The following is a 19,303-nucleotide window of genomic DNA, read 5'->3' as shown; positions in this document are numbered from 1 at the left end:
GTGGCCGAGGGCCTCCAGGAGAACGCCCGCTGAGCCCGCACGTGGCCGGGCGCCGTTACGTGCGCGTTCTTGACCGTCCACGTGGTCATGCCGGCACCAGGCTGCGATGGAGGACGCCCACGGCCCGCGCCTGACCACGCTGATGGCCCACGGGGCGCGCGTTGCGGCGATCAGCCGGTGAACCGGCGGAGCGTCTCCCTGGACAGGTGCCGGCCACGTGCGGCGGGTGGGGTGACGTTGGCCTTGCCGTAAAGGATGGGTGGAGAGCCTAAGCCCCCGTCGCGACCGGACGAGAGGGGTCGGCGGACCAGTCGGACCAGGAGCCCACGTACAGGGACGCGGGCAGGCCGGCCACCTCCAGGGCCAGCACCTCGTGGGCGGCCGTCACCCCGGAGCCGCAGTACGCGCCGGTCGCCACCCCTTCGCGCACGCCCAGGCCGGCGAAGCGGTCGCGCAGCGCGTCCGCGGCGAGGAACCGGCCGCCGGGGCCGAGGTTCTCGGTCGTGGGTGCGCTGACCGCGCCGGGGACGTGCCCCGCCACCGGATCGATCGGCTCCACCTCGCCCCGGTAGCGCTCCCCCGCCCGGGCGTCGAGCAGCACGCCCTGCCCCGCCAGCGCCGCCGCCTCGTCGGCCGTCAGCGCGGGCATCCCGCCCGGCCGCGCGGTGAAGTCGCCCTCCGCGGGCCGCGGGACGTCCTTCGTGATCGGCAGCCCGGCCTCGATCCAGGCGGGCAGGCCGCCGTCGAGGACACGCACGTCCTGGTGGCCGAAGTAGCGCAGCGTCCACCAGGCCCTGGCGGCGACGGTGGCGCCGGCGTCGTCGTAGACGACCACCGGCCGCCCGCTGAAGACGCCCAGCCGTCGCATGGCGCTCTGGAACGCCCCCGCCTCCGGCAGCGGATGCCGCCCGCCACCGCTGGGCGGGGCCGCGAGGTCGGCGTCGAGGTCGCAGTAGACGGCGCCCTCGATGTGGCCCTCGCGGTAGAAGTCCAGCCCGGGCGGGCCGCCGAGCCGCCAGCGCACGTCGAGCACGGTCGGGCCGTCGAGGGCGGCCAGCTCGGCAGGGCTGATCAACGGGCTGGTCACGACTGAACCTCCAGAAGCGGGACGTGCTGCTCGGCCGCCGTGAGCGAGCCGTGGTAACCGGTGAAGAGCGCCTCGATGCGGTGCGTCGAGGGGGCGGTGATGGCCAGGTCGGTGTGCGGGACGGCCACGACGTCGCCGATGCGGGCGAGCCACGCGTCGGCCACGCGGGGGCCGAACCAGCCGGACTCGACCGCCTCCTGCCTCGACACCACCCACGCCTTGCCGTGCAGGGTCTCGCGCCACGACTCCAGCACCTGCTTGGCGGCCCCCGGGCGGGCGTACACGTGCCTGGCCCTGGCCTCGCCGCCGAGCAGCGCCACCCCTTCGGTCAGCTCCGGGACGCTCTCCGCGTCGATCTTCTCGGTGGCGTTGATCATGCCGTGGTCGGCGGTGACGTACAGGGCGGAGCCGGGCGGCAGCCCCTCGGCCAGCCGCCGCGCCATGTCGTCGACGATGCCGAGCTGGCGCAGCCACTCGTCGCTGCCCCAGCCCACCATGTGTCCGGCCGCGTCGAGGTCGCCGTAGTAGACGGTCACGTACGCGGGGCGCCGCTCGCGCAGCGTCTCGTGGACGCGGGCCACGCGGTCGTCGATGGAGTCGGCGGCCACGTAACGCACGCCGCGGTAGACGGCCCTGGTCAGGCCGGTGCCCTCGAACTCGGCGGGCGCCACGTAGACGGGCTCGACCCCGGCCTCGGCGGCGCGCTGGTAGACGGTCGCGGCGGGCTGCCACTCGTCGGGGTCCATCGTCAGGCCGTCGGGGAGCGTCCAGCGCAGGCAGTTGAACAGGTGGCCGGTGCCCGGCACGGCCAGCATCAGCCCGACCATGCCGTGCTCGCCCGGCGTCAGGCCCGTGCCCAGCGTGCACAGGCTCGTGACGGTCGTGGCGGGGAAGCCCGCGGTGAGCGTTCTGCCGGTCATGCCGGACAGGAACGGTGCGGCCTCTGGGTGTGCGCGCAGCAGATCGGCGCCCAGGCCGTCGACCACGAACAGGCAGACCCGGTCGACGGGGTCGAGGGCCAGCGCGTTGGGCTCGCGCAGGCCGAGGGCGGCCAGCAGCGACCGCGGCACGTCCGCCAGCGATCCACTGCCGTATCCCGGCACCAGCATGCCCTCAGTGTAGTCCTTGGGTGATCTCCGGCCTCGTGTCGTTCTCGACCGTCCGGGATCCGCCCGCCTCCCGGCCGGCATCGCCACCTCGCCGCGTGCTCCTGGCGCCTGCTTCCCGCTCCTGTGGCTGGGCGATCAGCGGTGTCGGGCCGGCTCGTGCGATCGGCAAGGCGCCGCCTTGCCACCGTGAGGGCTCAACGATCACAAGCCGTGTACGCCGGTGGGCCACCATCGGCGCAACGCCGCTTCATACATCGCGCGCCGTGGCAACACGCGCTTTGTGCACCGCGCGCTTCAGGCACCCGGCAGCCGGTCCGTGCCGCCGTTCACGCACACCGCTCCGAGCAGCGGTCATCACGCCGCAGCCACAAGTCACCAGGCCCAGCACCGGCCGCCGCACAGCGCAGCGCTCGCCGTCGTGCCAGGGTGCCGCAGCGTCGCGCCGCATGAGCCGCCAGGCCAGAGCCGGCTCGGTCAGGGGGTGGCGCGGATCGGGCGTGGCGCGGGTCAGGCCGTGGCGCGGGCTGTGGCTTCGGAGAGGGCCTTGGCGAAGGCGAGGACGTGGGTGACCGCCTCCGGGCCGTCGGCGGCCTCGCTGACCCGCAGCGACAGGTCGTCGGCCGTGATGGCGCCCGTGTAGCCGTGGTCGGCCTCGCAGTTCTCGTCGCCGCACGTCGCCGGCTCCAGGTCCACGTGCGAGATGGCGCCCCAGCCGATCGTGAGCGTCACCTCCGTGGGAGGGACGCCTGGAACGTAGGAGGCGGGGTCGGGCACGACGCGGGTGACGGCCACCGACTGGACGCGGCTCAGCCGGACCGCCTCGGTGGTGGTGGAGGCGTGGGACGCCGAGACGCCCTCGACCGCCGGGTGCTCGTCGGTGTGGCAGACCAGCAGCCTCGTCGCCGACAGCACGAGCACGGTGACGTGACGGCGAACCTCCATCGCGGGATCGAAGGTCGCCTCGTGGTGGACCACGAACGCGGTCACGGCCTCCTTGCCCAGCGCGGATTCGACCGCATCGGTGACGAGGTCGGGGTAGTAGCCGCTGCGCTCGATCGCTTCACGCAGGCCCGCGGCTGAGACTCGGGTTTCCCTCATGGCTCCATCCTGCCAGGACCGGGCAGTGCACTCACCCGCCGGACATAACGCTCTATAACGTCTTCTGTCTGGGCAACAGCGGGCACTTGGGTCACTTCATTCGCTGAGGGCGGATCCGCTGACGGCAGACGCCCGAGCCGGCCTCCGCCCGGCCCGGAAGTCCCCCGTCGAGGCGGGCATGAGCACGGCCGCGCGCGGCCGGACCGCCTGTGTCGAGGCGCCGCGAGGGCGCCCGTGTCAGGGGCTGCCCGCACGGCCCGTGCCGAGGCGGCCGGAAGCGCGGGCGGAACCGCTCGGACCGGCCTGTGGCGGGCGGCCCGAGCGACGAGGCCGGCGGGGTCAGGAGAGTGGGCGGGGGCCGACGTCGAGGCGGGCGGGTCAGGAGAGCCGGCGGGGGCCGACGTCTAGGCGGGGGCCCGCAGGGGTGCGGAGGATGGCGCGGGCGCCGAGGATCATGACGTCCGACTCCCCCACGAGCACCTGGTCCAGGTCGAGCCGGGCCACCTCCGGCAGGTCGTGGGCCAGCCGGCCCACCCGTACGAGCAGCTCCTCGAGGGCGTCCACCGCCACGGGCGGGTAACCGTACTCGCCGAACAGCAGCGGCGCGGCGCGGACGGTCCGCACGAGGGCGGCGGCGTCCTCGCCGGTCAGCGGCGCCAGGCGGAAGCCCTGGTCCTGTAGCAGGCGCGCGGTCACCTCGCCCAGCCCGAACGACACGACCGGCCCGAACGCGGGGTCCTCGACGACGCCGACGACCGTGGGCACGGCGGGCTGCGGCGCCATGCGCTGGACCGCCAGCTCCACCCCTTCGCCGAACAGCTCGGCGAACTCGGTGTAGGCGTTGCGCACCATCTCGGGCCCCGTCAGCCCCAGCCGCACGGTGCCGGCGCGGCGGGAGGCGCCGGGGTCGGCCACCTTGACCACCACCGGCCAGCCGAGGCGTTCGGCGGCGGCCACGGCCTCGCCGGCGGAGCGCACGACCTCGGCGGGCCAGACGGTCAGACCGTAGCAGGACAGCAGCTCGGTGGCGTCGATCTCGACCGGCGGCCCGGCCTGCGCGAACCCGGCGGGTGCGGCCTCGGCGTCGGGCGCGCTGCCGGACAGCGTCTCGTGGACGAGCGCCCTGGCGCGCACGGTGTCGATGCCGTCGAGCTCATGCGGCGGTGTCGAGGGCTGGGCGCGCCACGTGGCGTAGCGGACCACGTGGGCCAGGGCCCGCACGGCCTCCTCCGGCGCCGCGTACGACGGGATGGAGCCGCGCGAGGGCGCCGAGGGGCCGGGCACGCGCAGGGCGGGATGCATGCCGAGGTGCCCGCGGAAGGTTGCCAGCACCGGCTTGCCCGAGCCCTTCGACGCCTTCAGCAGCTCGTCGGCGACCTCCTCGGTGCGTCCGGGGATGGGCGGCATGTAGATGACGACGGCCGCGTCGACGTCGGGCGAGGCCAGCTCGCCGGCGAGGGCGGCGCCGTACTCGGCGGCGCCGGCGGCGGGGCCGAGGTTGACGGGGGCGCGCGGCTCCAGGCCGACGGCGCGGCAGGCGTGCGCGGCCAGCAGGCCGAGCGCGTCGGAGTTGGTCACGAGCGCGACCCGCGGGCCCGCGGGCAGCGGCTGGTAGGCGAGGAGCTGGCCCACGTCGAAGAGCTGGATGAGGTCGTCGACCCTGATCAGGCCCGCCTGCTCGAACAGCGAGCTGATCGCCGAGTCGGGCAGGCCCAGCTCCTCGGCCGAGTGCCCGGAGGGGGTGCCGCCGCTCTTGACCACCACGACGGGCTTGCTGCGCGCGATGCGCCTGGCCAGCCGGGTGAACTTGCGCGGGTTACCGAGCGACTCCAGGTAGAGCAGGATGACCTCGGTGGAGTCGTCCTCCTCCCAGTACTGCAACAGGTCGTTGCCCGAGACGTCGGCCCTGTTGCCCGCGGAGACGAACGAGGAGATGCCCATGCCGCGCTGCGCCACCCGCTGCAGGAGCGCGGTGCCGAGCGCGCCCGACTGGCTGAAGAAGCCCACCCTTCCCCTGCCGGGGACGGTGGCGGCCAGGGTGGCGTTGAGCTTGACGGCCGGGTCGGTGTTGGCGATGCCGAGGCAGTTGGGGCCCACGACGCGCAGGCCGTAGGAGCGGGCGATGCGGGCCAGCTCGTCCTGCCTGGCCCTGCCCTGGTCGCCGGTCTCGCCGAAGCCGGAGGAGACCACGACCAGGCCGTGCACCCCCTTCTCCGCGCACTCCTTGACGACGTCGAGCACGCCCTCGGCCGGCACGGCCACCACCGCGAGGTCGACGTCGCCGTCGATCTCGCTCACGCTCGGGTACGCCCGCACGCCCGCCACCGCCCGCACCTCGCGGTGCACGGGATAGACGGGGCCGGTGAAGTCGGCGGCCAGGAGGTTGCGCAGCACGGTCTGGCCCACGCCGCCCGGCTCGCGGGAGGCGCCGATGACGGCGACGGAGCCGGGGGTGAGGAGCCTGGCGATCGAGCGGGACTCCGCGCGGTGCTCGCGGGAGATCGTCACCTCGGTGGAGGTGTCGGTGGGGGTGAGGTCGAGCGTCATGCGGACGACGCCGTCCTCGAACTGGCTCTGGGCCGTGTAGCCGGCCTGCCGCAGCAGCCCCGTCATGCGCATGTTGGCGGGCAGCACGTCGGCGACGAACCGCTCGATGCCGCGCTCGCGCGCCGTGGCCGCCAGGTGCTCCAGCAGGACGGAGGCCACGCCCCTGCCCTGGTGCGCGTCCTCGACGAGGAAGGCGACCTCGGCCTCGCCGGGGCCGGTGCGGTCGTAGCGGATCACGGCCACCATCTCGGCGCCGATGGTGGCGATCAGCGCGACGCGGCCGACGTAGTCGACGTTCGTGAAGCGCTCGACCTCGCGGTCGGAGAGCCGGGGACGCGGCCCGAAGAACCGGAAATAGATCGACTCGTCGGACAGCCTCGAGTAGAAGGAACGGAGGCGGTCGGCGTCGGCGGGCCTGATCGGGCGGACGTGCGCGGTGCCGCCGTCGGCCAGGACGACATCGGCCTCCCAGTGAGCCGGATATTGTGCCTCCACAGTCTCGACTGTAAACCCGCATCCCATATGCCAAGACCAGGGGCCCTGTTGGGCAACGCTTGTGCATCGACTCCTGCCCGGTCTCCGGGGTACGCCCCACGAGCAGCCCGGAAGCTGTTACTTTTGCCGTGGCGTCTCAGCCGTGGTCAGGCTCGATCTGAAGGCAGCAAGGTGGTGACATCATGACGCGGGTCGTCGTGGTGGGCGATCTCATGACCGACGCGGTCGCTCGCGCCCGTTATGCGCTCGCCCGGGCGAGCGACACCCCGGCGATCGTGACCATGCACGGCGGTGGCTCGGGGGCCAACATCTCCTCCTGGCTGGCCGTCGAGGGCGCCGAGGTGGCCTTCATCGGCCGCAGGGGCGCCGACATCACGGGCCGCAACCGCGACATGGAGCTGATGGGCTACGGCGTCGACGCCCGGCTCGTCATGGACCCCGAGCGGCCGACCGGCACCTGCGTGGTGCTGGTCACCCACAAGGGCGAGCGCACGATGCTCTCCGACCCCGGCGCGAACGCGGCCCTGTCCCCCGAGGACCTGCCGCGCGACCTGTTCACCCAGGGCGCGCACCTGCACCTGTCGGGCTACACGCTGATCAACGAGGGCTCGCGCGACGCCGGGCTCGCGGCGCTCGACATGGCCAGGCGCTCCGGGATGTCGATCTCGGTCGACTGCGCCTCCTCCGCGCCGCTGGAGCGCACGGGCGCCGAGCCGTTCCTGGAGTGGACCAACGGCGCCAAGCTGCTGTTCGCCAACATCGACCAGGCCAAGGTGCTGACCGGCCGCGACGACGCCGAGGCCGCCGCCAAGGTGCTGACCGCGTGGTTCCCGCAGGTCGTGATCAAGATGAACTCCGAGGGCGCGCTGTGGTTCAGCAACGGCCGCCCCGACCCGGTGCACGTGGCCGCCGACCCGGTCGACAAGATCGTTGACGGCACGGGCGCGGGTGACGCGTTCTGCGCCGGGTTCCTGCCCGCCTGGCTGGAGGGCAAGCCGCCGGCCGAGGCGCTGTCCTCCGGTTGCCGGCTGGCGGCCAAGGCGATCATGCACCTGGGTGCGCGACCGCCGTTCTAGGCCCGTTCGACGGCGTTAGGGTGGAAGATCCCTGACTGCCCGCGGATGAGGAGGCCGATGGCCGGCGTGCGCCCGTTGCGTTCGAGTGATCCGTCCTCCATCGCCTCCTACGAGCTCACCGGTTTCCTCGGGGAGGGCGGGCAGGGCAGCGTCTACCTGGGGCTGGCGCCGTCCGGGGAGCAGGTGGCCGTCAAGCTGCTGCACACGAGGTTCGCCGAGGACGAGCGGGCCGTGCGGCGCTTCCTGCGCGAGGCCGACTCCGCGCGGCGGGTGGCCGAGTTCTGCACGGCGCGGGTGCTGGACGTGGGCGAGGCCGACGGGCGGCCGTACATCGTCGGCGAGTACGTCGACGGGCCCTCCCTGCACCGGCAGGTGACCACCGAGGGGCCCCTGCAGGCGACGGCGCTGGCGCGGCTGGCCGTGGCCACTGCCACCGCGCTGGCCGCCATCCACCGGGCCGGGGTGATCCACCGGGACTTCAAGCCGGGCAACGTGCTGCTCGGGCCGGGCGGGCCGCGGGTGATCGACTTCGGGATCGCGCGGGCGCTCGACGTGAGTCAGAGCGTGAGCACGAGCGTGGTGGGCACTCCCGCGTTCATGGCGCCCGAGCAGTTCCTGGGGGAGCCGCTTCCGGCCAGTGACGTGTTCGCGTGGGCCGGGACCATGGTGTTCGCGGCCACGGGGCGGGGGCCGTTCGGGTTCGGGGCGTTGCCGGTGGTGATGCACCGGATCATGAACATGGAGCCTGACTTATCGGGGGTGCCCGGCTCGATCGTGCCGTTGCTGCGGGCCGCACTGTCCAAGGACGCGCGTCAGCGGCCCACGGCCGATCGGCTGCTGCAGGAGCTCATCCGCACCTCGGCGCCGGCCGGCGTGCCGCAGGCCGGCCCGACCGTTCCGGTGCCGCGTGCCGGCAGCGGTGCGGGCGGGCCCGGGGCCCGATGGGAGCCGGCGCCGTATCCGCCGGCGCCGCACTCGACCGCCCCGGCGGCGGCCAAGGGCGGGCGGAGGTTGCTGGTGTCGCTGAGCGCGGCGGCGACGGCGCTCGTCGTGGGGCTCGCGGCCTGGGCGGTCGTGCGGCTCAACGACTCAGGGAGCCCGGCGCCGACCCCCACGGCGAGCCTCGCCGAAAACCCCGCGGCGAGCCCGCCCGCCACCGGGTACGGCAGCGCGCTCACCTCCGTCGTGCGCCCGTCCCGCGAGAAGGGCGGCACGGTACGCGTGTCCTCGCAGGCGCTGCTGGAGTCCACCGATCCGGGGGACATGTTCTCCACGTACTCGCGGAACATGGTGCGCCTCTACGGCCGCTCGCTGACGATGTTCAGGCCCGCCGCGGGCCAGGCGGGCACGGAGATCGTCCCTGACCTGGCGGAGAGCCTCGGCCGGTCGGGCGACGGGGGCAGGACCTGGACCTACAGACTCCGGCAAGGCGTGAAATATCAGGACGGGACGCCGATCACCTCGCAGGACGTGAAGTACGCGGTGTTGCGCAGCATGGACCCCGGCTTCGCCCAGGGCGGCCTGTTCTTCGACGTCCTGCTCGACCTCCCCACCGGCTACGAGGGCCCGTACAAGTCCCCCGGCACCGGCACCGACCAGGCGATCGAGACCCCGGACGACCGGACCATCGTCTTCCACCTGCGCAAGCCGCTGGCCACGTTCGACCACGTCGTCCAGCTCCCCGAGACGATCCCGGTGCCGAAGGCGCGCGACACGCGCGGCGGCTACAAGTCGGCCGTGGTGTCGTCCGGGCCGTACCGGATCGAGAGCACCCGGCAGGACTACGTCGCGCTGGCCCGCAACCCCCACTGGGACGCGGCCACCGATCCCAACCGCACGGCGCTCCCCGACCGTTTCGTGTTCACCTACGGCATGGACGCCGCCCAGGTGACCGGCCTGCTGGAGGCGGGCAACACCGAGATGGGCGGCTTCCTGCCGGACGACGCGTACGCGCGGATCCTCGCCGACCCCGTGCTCAGGGCACGCGCGGACGCGCCCGTGGTGGCCGTGCGCACCCTGGCGATCAACCCGCAGGTGCCGCCGCTCGACAAGCTGGAGTGCCGCCGCGCCGTGGTCCGCGCGCTCGAACTGGAGGCCGTGTCCACGGCCTCGCGCGCGCTGCCGGAGCAGGTGCCCACGTCCCTGGTGCCGCCGGACCTGCCGGGCGAGCACTACCGTGACCCCGGCCTGTCGCCGGGGGGCGACCAGGCCGGCGCCCGCGAGGCACTGACGCGGTGCGGGCGGCCGGACGGTTTCAGCACCAGGTACATCTACCGGGAGCTCCCCGGCGAGAAGGAGGCCGCGCAGGCCGTGCGGGACAGCCTGGCCAAGGTCGGCATCGAGGTCACGCTGGACCACGCGCCGGTGGAGAGGTTCCACAAGGAGTTCGGGGGTGTCCCGGCGAGCCTGAAGAAGAACGGCGTCGGGCTCGTCGCCAAGGCCTGGGCCCCCGACTGGCCCGACACCTACACCTACCTGCCCGCCCTCGTGGACAGCAGGGAGCTCGTGGAGGACGCGCCTTCGGTCAACCTCACCGTGCGCCTGCCCGCCGTGGACGAGCTCCTGGACAAGGCGAGAGCGGAGCCCGACCCGAAGGCGCGGGCCGGGCTGTGGGCGCGGGCGGAGCAGCGGGTGGCCGAGGAGGCGGTGCTGGTGCCGACGACGTGGCGCCGCACGTTGCTGCTGCGCGGCGCCACGGCGACCAACCTGCACGTCAACCCGGTGTTCGGCGACTACGACCTGGTGAGCATGGGGGTGGGCGCCGTCAGCTCGTGACCGCCAGGGCCAGCGGCAGGACGGCGGGCGCGCCCGCGTGGCGGACCTGGGCCGCGGCGAGCGTCATCGTCCACCCGGTGTCCACGCGGTCGTCCACGAGCAGCACCGGCCCGCCGCACTGGGCGATCGCGACGCCCAGCTCCTTGGGCATGGCCAGGGTGCCCCTGATCGCCTGCACCCGCTTGGCGCTGTTGAACTGCTTGCCCGGCGTGCCGGACCGGTAGCCCAGCTCACCCAGGTACGTCAGCCGCCCGACCTGGGCCAGCCGCTCGGCGAACCCGCGTACCAGCAGGGGCCGCGACGCGGACGGCACGTTCACCACGGCGACGGGCCTCTCGCGCCAGTCCCAGGCGGACAGAACCTTGATCACGGCCGCGAACATGTCGTCCGGCATCGGCCCGTCCTCGCCCGCGAACAGCTCCCGCAGCCGGTTCCCCCACCCGATGTCGGTCAGCCGCCCGAGCGCTCTGCCGGGCTCGGCGCCCAGCTCGGGCTTGATCCGCCCGGACAGGTCGGGCATGCCGGTCGGCCACTGCTTGCGGGCCTCGATCTCGACGCCCGGCCTGCTCAGCCGCTCGCGGGCGCTCTCGACGGCCTGGGCGCCGATGTCCGCGGAGCGGTGCCGCCCCGTGCAGTTGTCACAGCGGCCGCACGGCATGGCGGCGTCGTCGTCGAGGTGCCTGCGCAGGAACTGCTCGCGGCACTCGGTCGTGGTGAGGTAGGCGAGCATGGCCTCCTGCTCGGCCCGGCGCTCGGCGGCGATGCGCTGGTAGCGCTCGGTGTCGTACGCCCACGGCTCCCCGGTGGCCTCCCAGCCGCCCTTGACGCGGCGGACGGCGCCGTCCACGTCGAGGACCTTGAGCATCATCTCCAGCCGGCTGCGGCTCAGGTCGACGGCCGTCTCCAGGGCCGGGGTGGACATGACGCCCCGCTCCTCCAGCGTCCGCAGGGTGGTGCGGACGACGGTCTCGGGCGGGAAGGCCAGCGAGGCGAAGTACGCCCAGATGTCGCGGTCCTCGGTGCCGGGCAGCAGGATGACCTCGGCCCGCTCGACCCCGCGCCCGGCCCGTCCGACCTGCTGGTAGTAGGCGACGGGCGATTGCGGCGCGCCCACGTGCACGACGAACCCCAGGTCGGGCTTGTCGAAGCCCATGCCCAGCGCGCTCGTCGCCACCAGTGCCTTGATCTTGTTGTTGAGCAGCGCCTCCTCGGCGGCCAGCCGCTCGGCGGGCTCGGTCTGCCCGGAGTAGGCGGCCACCTCCAGCCCCTGCTCGCGCAGGTAGCCGGCGATCTCGTGGGCGGCGGCCACGGTGAGGGTGTAGACGATGCCGGAGCCGGGCAGCTCGCGCAGGGTCTGGGCCAGCCAGGCCAGGCGCTGCTCGGCGCCGGGCAGGCGGACGACGCTCAGGTGCAGGCTCTCGCGCTCCAGCGGCCCGCGCAGCACCAGCGTGTCGTCGCCCTCGGGCCGCAGCTCGGCGGGCAGGCGCAGCTGCTCGGCCACGTCGCGGGTGACGCGCGCGTTGGCGGTGGCGGTGGTGGCCAGCACGGGGATGCCCGGCGGCAGGTCCGCGAACAGCGTGGACAGCCTGCGGTAGTCGGGCCTGAAGTCGTGGCCCCAGTCGGAGATGCAGTGGGCCTCGTCGACCACCACGAGCCCGGCGCTCTCGGCCAGCTCGGGCAGGACGTTGTCGCGGAAGTCGGGGTTGTTGAGCCGCTCGGGGCTGACCAGCAGCACGTCCACCATGCCCTCGGCGACCTGGCCGTAGATCTCCTCCCACGCCTCGGGATTGGCGGAGTTGATCGTGACGGCCCTGATGCCCGCCCGCTCGGCGGCGGCGATCTGGTTGCGCATGAGCGCGAGCAGCGGCGAGACGATGACGGTGGGGCCCTCGCCGAGCTCGCGCAGCAGGGCGGTGGCCACGAAGTAGACGGCCGACTTGCCCCATCCGGTGCGCTGCACGACCAGCACCCTGCGCCGGTCGAGCACCAGCGCCTCAATGGCGGCCCACTGGTCGTCACGGAGGCGAGCGTGGTCGCCGGCGAGCGCCTGCAGGCGCTCTTCCGCCTCTTCCCGCAGCATCGCGGCATCGGGGGCATCAATCATGCCCTCCTTGTTACCAGACTCGCCCCCCGGAACCGCCCCCTTCCCTTACGGCAGAGCCGGCGTCACCCCACCCGCCGCACCTGGCCGGCCCCCGTCCGGGGAGACGCTCCTGCGGTTCACGGGCGGGCCGCCGTGACGCGCGCCCCGTGGGCCGTCGGCGTGGCGAGGCGCGGGCCGTCGGTCATGTGTCGGCGTGCTCGGGGAAGGCGTTGATCGTGACGCGGTGCATGCGGCGGCGTTCGGTGTAGTCGGCCACGGCGTAGTGCTGGGTCGGGCGGTTGTCCCAGAAGGCGAGCGTGCCGGGCCGCCACCGCAGGCGGAGCTGGAACTCCGGCGAGCGGATGTGGTCGATCAGGAACGGCAGCAGCGCCTCGTTCTCCCGGTCGCTCAGCCCGACCAGCCGCGTCGTGGAGGCCCGGTTGACGAAGAGCGCCTTGCGGCCGGTCTCGGCGTGCACGCGCACCACGGGCCGCTCGATCGGCGGCCACTTCGCCTGGATCTCCGCCAGGTCGAACGGGTGCCCCTTGGAGATGGCCTTCTTCATCGACATCGTGATGTCGTGCACGGCCGTCAGCTCGTCGCACAGCCGCTGGATCGGCTTGGACAGCGACTCGTACGCCAGGTAGGTGTTCGCCCAGCACGTGTCGCCGCCCACACTGGGGAGTTGCACGCAGCGCAGCAGCGATCCCATGGGCGGTGTCGGCTCGAAGGTGTTGTCGCTGTGCCATTCGTCGCCGCCCTCCCCCTTGGGAGAGGTCTGGTCGAGGATGTGGATGGGGCTGGCGGAGTCCTTCTTGAAGGCCGGGTGGTTGAGCGTGCCGAAGTTCAGGGCGAACTGCAGGTGCTGATCGTCGTCGATGGGCTGGTCGCGGAAGAACAGCACGAGGTGTTTGAGCCAGCCCGCCCGCAGGGTCGCGACCTCTTCCTGCGACAGCGGCTTGCGCAGATCGACCCCGGTGACCTCGGCGCCGATGTGCTTGGTCACGGGATGGAACTCGATCATGTCGCCTCCGGTGAACAGGTGGGAATCCCCCGGACAGAACGTACGACCCAAGCAATTGCTTGGTCAAGACGCCGGATCGCGACCTGCCCGTTGCTCGAACACATCTGCGATAAATCGAGTACGATGCGGGAGAAGACGTTCTCATCGCACCTGTCGACCTCATGCGGAAAGATCGTTACCGTGGCGTGAGCGTCGCCCTTGATATGCCACGCAAGACCCGGCTCGTGCCATCATCTCCAGGGGCACACACGTCGGATCCCCGCGACGGGGGCAGGTTACGTCGACGCCTCGCACGCCGATCTGACGCTTCGCAAGCGGGCTGACGGCTACGGTTACAGCACGAGAACAGAAGGAGGATGCGCTTCCCCTCGGCGCGACGGCCGAGGCAGCCGCGCAGCACAAGATGGCCCGACGCACGACTGCACCCCCGCCTGAGGACTTCGAGGAGCGGATCGTCGACATCGACGTCTCCGCCGAGATGCGCGTGAGCTTCCTCGAGTACGCGTACTCAGTGATCTATCAGCGCGCCCTGCCCGATGCGCGCGACGGTCTCAAGCCCGTGCAGCGGCGCATCCTGTACTCGATGAGCGAGATGGGCCTGCGCCCCGACCGCGGCCACGTCAAGTCGTCCCGCGTTGTCGGCGACGTCATGGGCAAGCTGCACCCCCACGGCGACAGCGCCATCTACGACGCGCTGGTCCGCCTGGCGCAGCCGTTCTCCATGCGGCTGCCGCTGGTCGACGGCCACGGCAACTTCGGCTCCCCCGACGACCTGCCCGCCGCCATGCGATACACCGAGGCCAGGCTGGCCCCGGCGGCCATGCTCATGGTCGAGTCGCTCGACGAGGACACCGTCGACTTCAAGCCCAACTACGACGGCCAGGAGACCGAGCCCACGGTCATGCCGTCGGCGTTCCCCAACCTCCTGGTCAACGGCACCAGCGGCATCGCGGTGGGCATGGCCACCAACATGGCGCCGCACAACCTCGTCGAGGTCGTGGCCGCCGCCCGCCACCTGATCAAGAAGCCCGACGCGACGCTCGACGAGCTGATGAGGTACGTGCCGGGGCCGGACCTGCCGACCGGCGGCTCGATCATCGGGCTGCAGGGCGTGCGCGACGCGTACGAGACGGGGCGCGGCACCTTCCGCATGCGGGCCAAGTGCGCGGTCGAGCAGATCACGCCCCGGCGCAAGGGCATCATCGTCACCGAGCTGCCCTACAACGTCGGCCCCGAGCGCGTGGTCACCAAGATCAAGGAGCTGGTGACCAGCAAGAGGCTCCAGGGCATCGCCGACCTGAAGGACCTCACCGACCGGCACAAGGGCCTGCGGCTGGTCATCGAGATCAAGAACGGTTTCATCCCCGAGGCCGTCCTGGAGGAGCTCTACCGGCTGACGCCGATGGAGGAGACCTTCGGCATCAACAACGTCGCCCTGGTCGACGGCGAGCCGCGCACCCTCGGGCTGCGCGAGCTGCTGCAGGTCTACGTCGACCACCGGCTGGAGGTCGTGCGCCGCAGGTCGGAGTTCAGGCGGCGCAAGCGCGAGGAGCGCCTGCACCTGGTCGACGGCCTGATCATCGCGCTGCTCAACATCGACGAGGTCATCCAGGTCATCCGTTCCTCCGACGACTCCGCGCAGGCGCGCACCCGCCTGATGGAGGTCTTCGACCTGACCGACATCCAGGCCGCCTACATCCTCGACACGCCGCTGCGCCGCCTGACCCGCTACGACAAGCTGGAGCTCGACCGCGAGAAGGAGACGCTGAGCGAGGAGATCGCCAGGCTCACCGAGATCCTCTCCTCCGAGGCCAAGCTCCGCCAGGTGGTCTCGGGCGAGCTGTCCGAGGTGGCCAAGAAGTACGGCACGCCGCGCCGCACGGTCCTGCTGGAGGCGCCCGGCGTCACCCGCACGCCCGTGGTGGATCTTCAGGTGGCCGACGACCCGTGCCTGGCCATGCTCTCCTCGACCGGCCTGCTGGCCCGCACCTCCGACGCCACGCCGCTGCCCGGCGAGGGCGAACGCGCGGCGCACGACGTGCTGCTCAGCGTGGTACGCACCTCCGTGCGCGGCGAGGTCGGCGTGATCACCTCCCAGGGGCGGCTGATCCGGGTGCAGGTCGTCGATCTGCCCACGCTGCCGCCGTCGGCCAACCCGCCGTCGTTGTCGGGCGGGCATCCGGTGTCCGAGTACGTGTCGCTGCAACCCGACGAGAAGGTGGTCGGCCTGGGCTCCCTCGACCCCGACGGCCCCGGCCTGGCGCTGGGCACGGCGCAGGGCGTGGTCAAGCGGGTGGTGCCCGACTATCCGGCCAACCGCGACGACTTCGAAGTGATCACCTTGAAGGACGGCGACACCGTGGTGGGCGCGGCCGAGCTGGAGTCGGAGTCGCACGACCTGGTGTTCATCTCCTCCGACGCGCAGCTCCTGCGCTACTCCGCCTCGCTCGTACGGCCCCAGGGCCGTCCGGCGGGCGGCATGGCCGGCATCCGGCTCGACGGCGGAGCCAGGGTGATCTGGTTCGGGGTGGTCGATCCCGAGCGTCCCGCGCACGTGGTCACCGTCGCCGGCTCCTCCACGGCGCTGCCCGGCACGCAGGTGGGCGGCGGCAAGCTGTCCGACTACGCCGAGTTCCCCGCCAAGGGGCGCGCGACGGGCGGGGTGCGGGCCCAGCGGTTCCTCAAGGGCGAGGACGAGCTGCTGCTGGCCTGGGCCGGCCCGGCGCCCGCCAAGGCCGTCTCGTCCGTGGGCAAGCCGGTGCCGCTGCCGGACGAGATCGGCCGCAGGGACGGCTCAGGCGTGCGGCTGACGCACACGATCGGCGCCGTCGGCGGCGCCCTCGGCTCCGGCCCCGAGCCCGAGCCGGGCGGCCAGGCGCCCGCGGGCGACGACTCCGCGGACGAGTAGCCGCCGCGACGGCATGACCCGTTGCGGCGGCCCGCCCGGGAGCAGTCCCCTATCGCCCGGCCCGGGCCGCCGCAGCGGGAGTCCTACAGGTCCTGGCAGAGGCAGAACGGGTGCCCCGCCGGGTCGAGGAACACCCGGAAGCTGTCATCCTCGCTGGGCTGGTGCTCGTGCTTGGTCGCACCGATCTTGAGCACCTGCCGCTCCGCCTCGTCCATGTTCGTCACCGTGACGTCGAGGTGGAACTGCTGCGGCCGGTCGGTGCTCGGCCACACGGGCGGCTGGTGGTCGGGGGCGAGCTGGAAGGCCAGCCGCTTGGGCGAGCCGCCGTCGCTGACCACCACCCAGTCCTCCTCCACCGAGACGACCGGCCAGCCCAGCAGCTGAGAGTAGAACTCGGCCAGCCCACGGGGGTCCGGGCAGTCCAGCACGACGGTTCTGAACTCGGCGATGCCGCCCATGCCTATCGGCTCCTTTCACGAGACAATGGATGCCATGGCTGCCAAATCGTTCATGGTTCCGCTCGGCACTCCCGCGCCCGCGTTCGACCTGACCGCCATCGACGGCGGCAGCGTATCGCTCGAAGATCTCAAGGGCTCTCCCGCCACTCTCGTGGTCTTCCTCTCGAACCACTGCCCGTACGTGCGGCACATCGAATCCGGCCTCGGCGCCCTGGCGAGGGACTACGGGGCGAGGTTGTCGATCGTGGCCATCTGCAGCAACGACAGCGTGAACTACCCCGACGACGACCCCACACACCTCGCGGAGCAGGCCGCTCGCGCCGGGTTCACCTTCCCGTACCTGCTGGACGACACCCAGGACGTCGCCAAGGCCTACCGCGCGGCCTGCACCCCCGACTTCTTCCTGTACGACTCCCAGCTCCAGCTCGCCTACCGGGGCGAGTTCGACGGCGCGCGGCCCGGCAACGACGTGCCCGTGACCGGCGCGTCCCTGCGGCCCGCCATCGACGCCCTCCTCGACGGCGGGCCGGTGCCCGAGCGGCAGAACCCGTCGCTCGGATGCGGCGTCAAGTGGAAGCCGGGCAACGAACCCGTGTGATCTTGCTGGTCTCCTCCCGCTCCGTCGCTCTATGATCACCAGCAGTCCCGGGCGAGTCACCGACGACGCGAATGGAGACCGCGATGGTCGCACCACGGACTGCCTTACCCGCTCTGGCCCTGGTGGCCCTGCTCGCCGCCGGCTGCGTCAACCCCGCGCAGCAGCCGGGCGGCGCCACGGGCCCGGCTCCGTCCGGCGGGGCGGGCCGGATCGGCTTCTTCGGCTTCGCCAAGGCCAACTCCTTCTCCGCGGCCACGTTCGCCGGGGTCGAGGAGCAGGCCGGGGCGAGCGGCGCCACGGCCGAGTTCCTCGACTCGAACTTCGACGCCCAGGCCCAGGTGCGGCAGCTCCAGGACGCGGTCACGGCCAAGCGGTTCGACGTGTTCGTCGTGCAGGCCAACGACGGGGCGGCCGTGGTGCCCGCGATCCAGTCGGCCGTGCGGGCCGGGATCACGGTCGTCGTGCAGTTCACCCCCGTCGGCACCCGCTACGACACCGCCGAGCCGCAGGTCGAGGGCACGATCACGCTCGTAGACGTGCCCACGCTGAACGGCGAGGGCCTCGGCCGGCTGGCGATCGAGGCCTGCCGGAGCAGGAAGCTGAGCCCCTGCGAGGTCGCCTACCTGGAGGGCCTGAAGGCGCTGCCCCTGGACAACGCCCGCACCCAGGCGGCCGTCGGCGTGCTGGAGGCCGCACCGGGCGTGCGGGTCAAGGCACGGGTCGAGGGCGGTTACACGCAGGAGAGCGGGCGCAAGGCCATGCAGGACATCCTGCAGAAGGACCCCGGCATCGACGTGGTCATCGGCTCCTCCCAGGCCGTGCTCGGCGCCGAGGCCGTGGCCAAGGGCAAGGACATCCTGTACGTGGCCAACGGCGCCTCCCGCCAGACCGTCGAGGCGGTCCAGCAGGGCCGCTGGTTCGGCGCGTACTACCTGCCCGTCAAGACCCTCGGTGCCAAGGCCGCCGAGCTGGGCCTGGCCAGGGCGCGGGGCGGGAGCGTGCCCGCCACGAACGTGATGACCGACGTCGCGCCCGGCACGGCCATGGGCACCAAGGACGCGCTGGCCCAGGTGCGCGGCGAATACGACGAATGACCCGCGACCACGGCATCCTCGCCGCGGCCGCGGGCCTGGTGGTGCTGCTCTGGCTGGCCACGGACACGTTCCTGACGCCGGGGAACCTCGTCAACCTGCTCGACCAGGCCGTCGTGGTGGGGCTGCTGGCGTGCGGCATGACGCTGTGCGTGATCTGCGGCGTGTTCGACCTGTCGGCCGGCGCGGTGCTCGCCGTGAGCGCCATCGTGGCGGTGGTCGTCACCGAGCGCGCCGGCGTGCCCGCCGGGTACGCGGCGGCGGTCGCGACCGGGGCCCTGCTCGGCACGGTCAACGGCGTGATCGTGGTGCTGTCGCGGGTGCACTCGTTCATCGTCACGCTGGCGCTCGGCCTGGTGCACCGGGGCCTGGCGCTGGTCATCACCGGCGGCGCGATCGTCTACCCCGGCCCGTCCCGGCTGGCGGCGTTCCAGTCGCTGAGCTGGCCGACCGTGCTGGGCGGCGTCACCGCGGCCTCGCTGCTGCTGGTCGCGGTGGCCGTCGTCACGTCGGTGCTGCTGTCGGGCACCACGTTCGGCCGCCGGGTGTACGCGGTGGGCGGGAACCCCGCGGCGGCCTGGCTGTCCGGGATCGGCGTGCGCTCGGTCCGCGTGGGCGTCTTCGCGATCAGCGGGGTCTGCGCGGCCCTGGCCGGGCTGGTGCTGGCCGCGCGGGGCGGCTCGGCACAGTCGGACCTGGGCACGCTGCTGGAGCTGACCGCCATCGCGGCGGTCGTGATCGGCGGGACGAGCATCCTCGGCGGGCAGGGCGCGGTCTGGCGCGGCATGGTGGGCGTGCTGATCCTGACGCTCATCGGGAACGGCTTCAACCTGCTCGGCTGGAACACCACCTACCGCCCGATCGTCGAAGGACTGCTGATCCTGGGGGCGGTGACTCTCGATCAGCGGCTCAGGCATCGAGGCGTTTGACAGGAAAGATCCACAAACTTGTCAC

General features: G+C 72.6%; 13 protein-coding genes. 6 read left to right on the top strand and 7 right to left on the bottom strand.

Annotation, left to right across the window (positions count from 1 at the left end; all coding sequences use genetic code 11):
- Nucleotides 1–268: 268 nt before the first annotated feature.
- From HD597_RS05190 to HD597_RS05175, 4 genes are all read right to left on the bottom strand, one after another.
- On the bottom strand, nt 269–1,087 hold the full coding sequence (locus HD597_RS05190; RefSeq protein ID WP_253740555.1) for a sulfurtransferase: 819 nt from the start codon (nt 1,085–1,087) through the stop codon (nt 269–271).
- Complete coding sequence (locus HD597_RS05185) at nt 1,084–2,196, bottom strand: alkaline phosphatase family protein (RefSeq protein WP_253740554.1); 1,113 nt, start codon at nt 2,194–2,196, stop codon at nt 1,084–1,086. Before HD597_RS05185 ends, HD597_RS05190 begins: the two co-directional genes overlap by 4 nt.
- 507 nt (nt 2,197–2,703) lie before the next feature.
- Nucleotides 2,704–3,294, bottom strand: coding sequence for a DUF5998 family protein (locus tag HD597_RS05180; protein WP_052422317.1), 591 nt, complete (start codon nt 3,292–3,294; stop codon nt 2,704–2,706).
- Between the two features lie 378 nt (nt 3,295–3,672).
- Complete coding sequence (locus HD597_RS05175) at nt 3,673–6,363, bottom strand: bifunctional acetate--CoA ligase family protein/GNAT family N-acetyltransferase (RefSeq protein ID WP_253740553.1); 2,691 nt, start codon at nt 6,361–6,363, stop codon at nt 3,673–3,675.
- 155 nt (nt 6,364–6,518) lie between these two features.
- Here HD597_RS05175 and HD597_RS05170 point away from each other — a divergent pair, with 155 nt between their 5' ends.
- Nucleotides 6,519–7,412: a carbohydrate kinase family protein gene (locus HD597_RS05170; RefSeq protein WP_253740552.1), complete on the top strand. Its 894-nt coding sequence runs from the start codon at nt 6,519–6,521 to the stop codon at nt 7,410–7,412.
- A 57-nt stretch (nt 7,413–7,469) separates the two neighbouring features.
- The gene (locus tag HD597_RS05165; protein WP_253740551.1) at nt 7,470–10,187 is read left to right on the top strand and encodes an ABC transporter substrate-binding protein; all 2,718 of its coding nucleotides are present in this window, start codon (nt 7,470–7,472) and stop codon (nt 10,185–10,187) included.
- On the opposite strand, the gene HD597_RS05160 is transcribed toward HD597_RS05165, so the two are convergent.
- Both HD597_RS05160 and HD597_RS05155 read right to left on the bottom strand, forming a co-directional pair.
- Nucleotides 10,177–12,291: a RecQ family ATP-dependent DNA helicase gene (locus tag HD597_RS05160; protein ID WP_253740550.1), complete on the bottom strand. Its 2,115-nt coding sequence runs from the start codon at nt 12,289–12,291 to the stop codon at nt 10,177–10,179. The genes HD597_RS05165 and HD597_RS05160 overlap by 11 nt on opposite strands.
- A gap of 181 nt (nt 12,292–12,472) precedes the next feature.
- Nucleotides 12,473–13,294, bottom strand: a complete 822-nt coding sequence (locus HD597_RS05155) for a TauD/TfdA dioxygenase family protein (RefSeq protein WP_253740549.1) — start codon at nt 13,292–13,294, stop codon at nt 12,473–12,475.
- Between the two features lie 403 nt (nt 13,295–13,697).
- On the opposite strand from HD597_RS05155, the gene HD597_RS05150 reads away from it, so the two are divergent.
- Complete coding sequence (locus HD597_RS05150; protein WP_253740548.1) at nt 13,698–16,202, top strand: DNA gyrase/topoisomerase IV subunit A; 2,505 nt, start codon at nt 13,698–13,700, stop codon at nt 16,200–16,202.
- Nucleotides 16,203–16,285: 83 nt separating this feature from the next.
- On the opposite strand, the gene HD597_RS05145 is transcribed toward HD597_RS05150, so the two are convergent.
- Nucleotides 16,286–16,660 carry a VOC family protein gene (locus HD597_RS05145; RefSeq protein ID WP_253740547.1) on the bottom strand — a complete coding sequence of 125 codons (375 nt, stop codon included), beginning with the start codon at nt 16,658–16,660 and terminating at the stop codon, nt 16,286–16,288.
- Nucleotides 16,661–16,694: 34 nt separating this feature from the next.
- On the opposite strand from HD597_RS05145, the gene HD597_RS05140 reads away from it, so the two are divergent.
- The 3 genes from HD597_RS05140 to HD597_RS05130 all read left to right on the top strand — a co-directional run bounded on the left by HD597_RS05140 (nt 16,695) and on the right by HD597_RS05130 (nt 19,278).
- Nucleotides 16,695–17,258: a thioredoxin family protein gene (locus HD597_RS05140; RefSeq protein WP_253740546.1), complete on the top strand. Its 564-nt coding sequence runs from the start codon at nt 16,695–16,697 to the stop codon at nt 17,256–17,258.
- An 83-nt stretch (nt 17,259–17,341) separates the two neighbouring features.
- A complete protein-coding gene (locus HD597_RS05135; RefSeq protein ID WP_253740545.1) occupies nt 17,342–18,352 on the top strand; it encodes a sugar ABC transporter substrate-binding protein in 1,011 nt (336 codons plus the stop codon).
- Nucleotides 18,349–19,278 carry an ABC transporter permease gene (locus HD597_RS05130; RefSeq protein WP_253740544.1) on the top strand — a complete coding sequence of 310 codons (930 nt, stop codon included), beginning with the start codon at nt 18,349–18,351 and terminating at the stop codon, nt 19,276–19,278. Before HD597_RS05135 ends, HD597_RS05130 begins: the two co-directional genes overlap by 4 nt.
- The last annotated feature ends 25 nt before the right edge of the window (nt 19,279–19,303 follow it).

Origin of the sequence: Nonomuraea thailandensis (assembly GCF_024172165.1) — a bacterium.
GTDB lineage: Bacteria > Actinomycetota > Actinomycetes > Streptosporangiales > Streptosporangiaceae > Nonomuraea > Nonomuraea thailandensis.
Note: the sequence above shows the minus strand (reverse complement) of the source record. Positions and strands in the feature narration are given on the sequence as shown.